We start from the raw sequence: 6,994 nt of genomic DNA, 5'->3' as shown, positions 1-6,994 counted from the left end.
GTACAACCGAGGCGACTTTAAAAGCAGCGATTCTTTCATCGCTTTTTTGGGCATGGATCTGAGGGTGAGTGACTCGGGCCAAAAAAATGGTCGTAGATCCTTAACCAAGCGAGGGTGCTCGGAAGTTCGTCGATTACTGCATAACGCAGCCATGTCGGCCTGTCGATCAAGTACCTGGAAAGGGTTCTACAACGAACACCTGAGCAGCGGAAAAGCGACTACCCAGGTGCTTGTCATGCTCAGCCGTAAGCTCGCTCGGATCGCGTTCTCCCTGCTGAAAAATCAGAGCGAGTACCAACCGAAAGGGCTGATTATGGCTTGATGACAACCATAGAATCTCCCACGATCACACTCAGCCCGTAGGAGTGGACTTGTCCACGAAGACTGCCTATCAGACGCTGCATCTCACGCAGATGGACCCCTTCGCGGACAAGTCCGCTCCCACGATCACACTCAGCCCGTAGGAGTGGACTTGTCCACGAAGGCTTACGGCAGGGCAATGGAGCGACCTGTTGTGTCGTACAGCGAGTGAAGCCCCAAAAAAAACCGGCACGAGGCCGGTTTTTTTTACACCTGAAAAACGCAATCAGAACGAGGCGTTCGCCAGGCCGTCCAGATAACGCTCCACGTCCAGTGCAGCCATGCAGCCCGCACCGGCAGAGGTGATCGCCTGACGGTAGACGTGGTCAGCCACATCGCCCGCCGCGAATACGCCCTCGACGCTGGTCGCAGTGGCGTTGCCTTCACGGCCGCCCTGCACAACCATGTAGCCGTCTTTCAATGCCAACTGGCCGTCGAACAGCGACGTGTTCGGGGTGTGGCCGATGGCGATGAACACACCGTCGACTTTCAGTTCGCTGGTGCTGCCGTCGTTGTTTTTCAGGCGAGCGCCGGTCACGCCCATGTTATCGCCCAGCACTTCATCCAGCGTAGCGTTGAGCTTGAGCTCGATCTTGCCTTCGGCAACGCGTGCATGCAGCTTGTCGATCAGGATCTTCTCGGCACGGAAAGTCTCACGGCGGTGAACCAGTGTCACCTTGCTCGCGATGTTGGCCAGGTACAGCGCCTCTTCCACGGCAGTGTTACCACCCCCGACAACGGCGACTTCACGATTGCGGTAGAAGAAACCGTCGCACGTGGCGCAGGCAGACACGCCCTTGCCCATGAACGCTTCCTCCGACGGCAGGCCCAGGTAACGTGCGCTGGCACCGGTCGCAATGATCAAGGCATCACAGGTGTAGGTCGCACTGTCGCCCTGCAGGCTGAATGGCTTGCCTGCCAGATCGACCGAGTTGATGTGATCGAACACGATCTCGGTCTCGAAACGCTCGGCGTGCTCACGCATGCGCTCCATCAGGACGGGGCCGGTCAGGCCATGGGGGTCGCCCGGCCAGTTATCGACTTCAGTGGTCGTGGTCAGCTGACCGCCAGCCTGCATGCCCGTAATGAGCAGCGGCTTGAGGTTGGCACGTGCGGCGTACACCGCAGCGCTGTAACCGGCAGGGCCGGAACCGAGAATGATCACTCGGGAATGACGTACGTCTGACATGACACACTCCTATCGACCGGCCGTTTACGCCGCGGTCGGAACGGCTGGATAAGTAAGGATGGCTGAGAAATCCGAGACCGCTCAGCCGTCCTGAAAATTCTGCTGCGACGATCCGGCCGTCAGCCGGATCGGCACAATCAGCTACAGGCTCTTGCAGTTACAGGCTCTTGGCGTTGGATGCCAGATAGTCGGCGACGCCCTGGGCGTCGGCCTTCATGCCTTTCTGGCCTGGACGCCAGCCTGCAGGGCAGACTTCGCCGTGCTCTTCAGTGAACTGCAGCGCTTCGACCAGACGCACCATGTCGTCCACATCACGGCCCAGCGGCAGGTTATTCACCACCTGGTGCTGAACAACGCCAGCCTTGTCGATCAGGAACGAGGCGCGCAGTGCGACGCCGTCATCATGCTCGATGCCGTAAGCACGAGTGATCTCATGCTTGACGTCAGCCACCATGGTGAACTCGACTTCGCCAATGCCGCCTTTTTCTACCGGCGTACTGCGCCAGGCGAAGTGGGTGAATTGCGAATCGATAGAAACGCCAACCACTTCGACACCCAGATCGCGAAATTTGGCGATGCGGTTGTTATGGGCAATGATTTCCGAAGGGCAGACAAAAGTGAAGTCCAGCGGCCAGAAGAACAAGACCACGTATTTGCCGCGCAGGGAGGACAGCTTGAAGCTGTCGACGATGGAACCGTCACCCAATACCGCTGCTGCGTCGAAATCCGGGGCTAGCTTGTTTACCAGTACGCTCATTGATAACTCCATGAAAATTGAAAGGACAGATCCTGAAAGTGCTGACAAGCCTATCGGGGTGGGAGAGAGTAAGGAAATATCGTTTCACAATCCACCTCATAGGTCACTTCTATAGAACGCCGACCGCGTGAGCATTCTGTTTATAAGCCTGTTGTCGAGCGATTCCATCTATCGATCAGCGTTGGGACCACAAGCAGGGCGACGCTGACCAAAAACCCTTGCAAGCGGCTCTTTCACGGCTACCGCAAAGCCGGTAAGGTCACGCCTTTCCAGCTTTCGGAGGCTGCCATGCCCGCTCCCGCCCTCACCGGCCCGCAATACCTCAGCGAAGGCCTGAAACTGGTCCTCAGCCCAGGACTGCGCCTGTTCGTCCTGCTGCCCTTGAGCATCAACCTGGTGCTGTTCTGCGCAGTGATTTACCTGGCCATCCACCAGTTCGAAATGTGGGTCGATGCCTTCATGCCCACCCTTCCACACTGGCTTGGTTTTCTCAGCTACATTCTCTGGCCATTGTTCGTAGCGCTGGTGCTGCTGATGGTGTTCTTCAACTTCACCATGGTCGCCAACATCATCGCGGCACCATTCAATGGATTTCTGTCGGAGAAGGTCGAAGCCGTGGTGCGCGGCGTGGACGAATCCCCAGCCTTCAGTTGGGCAGAACTGGTTGCCATGGTGCCTCGCACCCTGGCGCGTGAGGCCCGCAAGCTGGGCTACATGCTGCCTCGTATGCTAGGGCTGTTCGCCCTGTCCTTTATACCGGTAGTCAACATCATTGCCGCGCCGCTGTGGCTGCTGTTCGGGGTGTGGATGATGGCGATCCAGTACATCGACTATCCGGCCGACAACCACAAGCTGGGCTGGAACGAAATGCTTGCCTGGCTCAAGAGCAAACGTTGGCAGAGCCTGAGCTTCGGCGGCATCGTGTACGTTGCGCTGCTGATTCCGGTGGTCAACCTGCTGATGATGCCGGCTGCGGTGGCGGGCGCGACGTTGTTCTGGGTGCGCGAGCGCGGGGCGGATGCATTGCCGACACGAGTGACACAGGCCTGACGGGCAGTAGACGATTGTCGCAAGCCAGCCTTGCGACGACTCACAAAAAATCACCCTTGGTAAATATCTACAACTTCCCGGCTTCAGAACCCTTGTCTAATAGGCCCTCAATCAAACCGTTCATGGGGGCCGCGTTCAATCACGCGTGATGACCTGTGAACTCGACAAGGAAGTTAAATCATGACACTGCACACTCACCCTGACGTTGCCGCAAAACAAGCCAATGCCGACGAAATCAAAGAACAGATCCGCGCGTTTCTGGTCAGCGAACTGTTCGAATACTCCATCGACCCGGACGCCGTCTACATCAACGGCGTCAACAACATGGACGCGCGCGTCGTAACCTTTTCGAAGTCCATCAGCCAGGAAGCCTGGGATCGCGTCTACGAGAATGACGCCCCGGACTACCGCGCTTCGCCACACATCGGCCTGTTCAGCGTGCAGTATTCGTTTGCCGACGAACATCGCGTTGCCGAGCCAGACCTGGAAATGGTCTACCGACTGATCGGCCAACTGGTCGCTGACCTGGGTTAAGCGGTTCTGATTCCCGATCACAGGATCTGATACTGCCAATCGATCATACCGGGCACAGTCCAGGACTTGCCCGGCATGACGGTGTCAACCGAGAGACATGCACCTTTCAACGTCACGAGACGCCTCTTTTTTGTCGCTGACCGGCGCCTTATTTGCCTGAAATCGTCATGCGCCGGCAACCCTTCACCTTGAGCGGCAATTTTTTGTCCCTCTTCAAATTGCCTATTGTGTAGGAAGTGTATGTAGGACTAAAAAATAGATAACCGGGTTTACTCAGTGACATCCTGTAGGACTTGAAAAAATCATAAAACTGGCACTCGACTTGCTCTATCTGTTTCAACTAACAGGAGAGCATTTGCCATGGAAATAGACACACCTGCGGCCACTTTCCGGCTGAGCCAGACACGTCAGTCATCCGCACTGGAGAAAACGCCGCACCCTCGTTCAGGCTCATTTGCGCAGGTATTGAAAGGGGTTGAGTCATCAAATGCCCGCACCTCCATACCGCCTGCGTCCGCCACATATGGATGAACGGATATAAATCCGACAACCCGACGTTACTCAAAAGATCAGTAAAAGAACCTTAAATAAATACTGCAAACTACTTAGAGAAAAAACCCACACCGTCAAAGGCAAAAAGTTAACGCGATATAGTCCTGCCCATAAACGTTCTTGAACAGGACAGACCTGATACCGCCTCCACACCTGGCACCCATACCGTGGCAACCGATCACAAATCCATCACATACCCGCCACATAACCGACACGTCTTCGGCCGACACTCTTCTCATGAGCCAATCCTTGCATGTCACCCTTATCACCGAGACCTTCACGCCCGAGATCAATGGCGTTGCCAACACCCTGGGGCGGCTGTGTGACGGTTTGCGTTTGCGCGGGCACAGGGTCGAGTTGATCCGTCCGCGTCAGAGTGAAGACGCTGTGGCGGGCGCGGCCGATGATCTGATGCTGTGCCGGGGCTGGCCGATTCCGGGCTATCCGGGGTTGCAGTGGGGGCAGTCGTCGATGCACAAGTTACTGCGACGCTGGCAGCGCAAACGCCCTGACGTGCTCTACATCGCCACCGAAGGGCCGCTGGGTTTATCGGCTTTGCGTGCGGCCAGGCGCTTGGGCATCGCCGTGATCAGCGGTTTCCACACCAACTTCCCGCAGTACACGCAGCAATACGGTATGGGGTTCATCACGCGCCTGCTCACGCATTACCTGCGCTGGTTTCACAATCGCTCACGCGTCACGCTGGTGCCCAGTGTCAGTCAGAAGGTGGAACTGGAGCGGCGGGGTTTCGAGCGGATCGAACTGCTGTCTCGCGGTGTGGACAGCCAATTGTTCACGCCCTCCAGACGCTCACAGGCGCTGCGTGAAAGCTGGGGGCTGAGCGCGGGTGACGTCGGGGTGATTCATGTCGGAAGGCTCGCACCGGAGAAGAATCTGGGGCTGCTCAAGGCCAGCTTCGAGGCCTTGAGGGCCAGTTACCCACAGCGCAATCTCAAGCTGATTATCGTGGGCGACGGTCCACAGCGGGCTGAGCTCGAACAGCAGATCCCCGAGGCCATTTTCTGTGGCACACAGCGCGGCGAGACGCTGGCGACCCACTATGCATCGGGGGACATGTTTCTGTTTCCCAGCCTGACTGAAACCTTCGGCAACGTGGTGCTGGAAGCGCTGGCTTCAGGTCTGGGCGTGGTGGCTTATGACGAGGCGGCCGCCGGGCAACACATTCGTCATGGCCATAACGGCGCGCTGGCCATGCCTGGCGATGAAGCTGCGTTCATCGACGCTGCGCACTGGCTGCTGGAAGACAGCGAAACCCTGCGCCGCGTGCGTTTGAACGCAAGACAACATGCCAGCAGGCAAGGATGGACGGCGATCATCGATCAGTTCGAGCGACAACTGCTGCAGGCCTGCCCGCCTCAGGCGTCTGTCGCCGAGGTCGGGAAGCCCAAGCGTCAGCCCGTCAGACCAGCGTCGTCAGCGCCTCTCGACTGAACGGCAGGATGTCCTGCTCGCGCCCCTCGCGCACTTTTACTGCCCAATCCGGGTCAACCAGCAGCGCACGCCCGACCGCCACCAGGTCGAACTCGTCATTGCCCAGCCTTTCCAGCAGGTTCTCGAGGCTGGCCGGCTGGGCGACCTTGTCAGTGTTGACCATGAATTGCAGAAACTCGCCATCCAGCCCGACACTGCCCACGGTGATGGTTGGTTTGCCGGTCAGCTTGCGCGTCCAGCCTGCCAGATTAAGCTCGGAACCTTCGAATTCAGGTTCCCAGAAACGTCGGGTGGAGCAGTGAAAGATATCCACACCCGCGTCCGACAGCGGCTGAAGGAATTCACCCAAGGCTTCCGGGGTTTGCACCAGACGCGCGGTGTAATCCTGCTGCTTCCATTGTGAGAAGCGAAAGATGATCGGGTAGTCCGGTCCGACCGCCGCACGCACCGCCTCAATCAGCTCAATGGCAAAGCGCGAGCGATTGGCCAGGCTGCCACCGTACTCATCGGTGCGCTGATTGCTGCCTTCCCAGAAGAACTGGTCAATCAGGTAGCCATGAGCGCCATGGATTTCCACGCCATCCATGCCGATGGCCTTGGCGTCAGCGGCCGCCTGGGCAAAGGCGGCGACGATATCATCGATGTCCTGCTTGCTCATGCCATGCACCAGGACCTGCCCATCCTTGGACTTTTCCATAGGTCCATAGGCAGGCACGCTGCCGTCAGGCTCGGTACCGAGGCGACGAACCGCGCCAACATGCCAGAGCTGCGGAGCGATCTTGCCGCCTTCGGCGTGAACGGCATCGACCACTTTCTTCCAGCCCGCCAGCGGCGCATCGCCGAAGAACTGCGGAACATTGGGGTAGCCGTTGGAAGCCTTGTGATTCACCGTCGTGCCTTCCGTGATGATCAGCCCGACGCCTGCGGCGGCGCGACGTCTGTAATACTCGATCACCTTCGAATTTGGCACATGGCCTGGCGAAAAGGAGCGCGTCATCGGCGCCATGACCACACGTGACGATAATTCCAGGCTGCCCAGCTGAAAGGGTGTGAACAAGGCTTTTACCGGCATGCGCAGGTCTCCGATGAGGATGAGGTGT

Annotated in this window: 7 protein-coding genes; 4 read left to right on the top strand and 3 right to left on the bottom strand. The window is 58.0% G+C overall.

The window, feature by feature from the left end; all coding sequences use genetic code 11:
* Window positions 1–322, top strand: a 322-nt coding sequence (locus tag BUB69_RS25880) for a transposase (protein WP_141121912.1), incomplete at its 5' end; no start/stop codon positions are given.
* 264 nt (window positions 323–586) lie between these two features.
* On the opposite strand, the gene trxB is transcribed toward BUB69_RS25880, so the two are convergent.
* Complete coding sequence (gene trxB / locus BUB69_RS25875) at window positions 587–1,549, bottom strand: thioredoxin-disulfide reductase (protein ID WP_024689449.1); 963 nt, start codon at window positions 1,547–1,549, stop codon at window positions 587–589.
* 157 nt (window positions 1,550–1,706) lie between these two features.
* A complete protein-coding gene (locus BUB69_RS25870) occupies window positions 1,707–2,306 on the bottom strand; it encodes a peroxiredoxin (protein WP_073172512.1) in 600 nt (199 codons plus the stop codon).
* Between the two features lie 288 nt (window positions 2,307–2,594).
* Between BUB69_RS25870 and cysZ the strand changes: the two genes are divergently transcribed.
* The 3 genes from cysZ (at window position 2,595) to BUB69_RS25855 (ending at window position 5,894) form a co-directional block, all read left to right on the top strand.
* Complete coding sequence (cysZ, locus tag BUB69_RS25865; protein WP_073172508.1) at window positions 2,595–3,356, top strand: sulfate transporter CysZ; 762 nt, start codon at window positions 2,595–2,597, stop codon at window positions 3,354–3,356.
* Window positions 3,357–3,536: 180 nt separating this feature from the next.
* Window positions 3,537–3,890, top strand: a complete 354-nt coding sequence (locus tag BUB69_RS25860; RefSeq protein ID WP_073172505.1) for a hypothetical protein — start codon at window positions 3,537–3,539, stop codon at window positions 3,888–3,890.
* A 789-nt stretch (window positions 3,891–4,679) separates the two neighbouring features.
* Window positions 4,680–5,894, top strand: a complete 1,215-nt coding sequence (locus tag BUB69_RS25855; RefSeq protein ID WP_073172501.1) for a glycosyltransferase family 4 protein — start codon at window positions 4,680–4,682, stop codon at window positions 5,892–5,894.
* Here BUB69_RS25855 and BUB69_RS25850 read toward each other — a convergent pair.
* On the bottom strand, window positions 5,863–6,972 hold the full coding sequence (locus tag BUB69_RS25850) for an NADH:flavin oxidoreductase (RefSeq protein ID WP_163032193.1): 1,110 nt from the start codon (window positions 6,970–6,972) through the stop codon (window positions 5,863–5,865). The two genes, BUB69_RS25855 and BUB69_RS25850, sit on opposite strands and share 32 nt — an antisense overlap.
* Between the last annotated feature and the right edge of the window lie 22 nt (window positions 6,973–6,994).

It is taken from the genome of Pseudomonas asturiensis (genome assembly GCF_900143095.1).
Taxonomy (GTDB): Bacteria; Pseudomonadota; Gammaproteobacteria; order Pseudomonadales; family Pseudomonadaceae; genus Aquipseudomonas; species Aquipseudomonas asturiensis.
The sequence above is the reverse complement of the archived record's forward strand: the minus strand, read 5'-3'. Positions and strand labels throughout refer to the sequence as shown.

What these genes read in the sequence shown, in the direction of transcription:
- BUB69_RS25870 (WP_073172512.1), bottom strand. Translation starts at nt 2,306, where the DNA reads ATGAGCGTACTGGTAAACAAGCTAGCCCCGGATTTCGACGCAGCAGCG.
- trxB (WP_024689449.1), bottom strand. Translation starts at nt 1,549, where the DNA reads ATGTCAGACGTACGTCATTCCCGAGTGATCATTCTCGGTTCCGGCCCT.
- cysZ (WP_073172508.1), top strand. Translation starts at nt 2,595, where the DNA reads ATGCCCGCTCCCGCCCTCACCGGCCCGCAATACCTCAGCGAAGGCCTG.
- BUB69_RS25855 (WP_073172501.1), top strand. Translation starts at nt 4,680, where the DNA reads ATGAGCCAATCCTTGCATGTCACCCTTATCACCGAGACCTTCACGCCC.
- BUB69_RS25860 (WP_073172505.1), top strand. Translation starts at nt 3,537, where the DNA reads ATGACACTGCACACTCACCCTGACGTTGCCGCAAAACAAGCCAATGCC.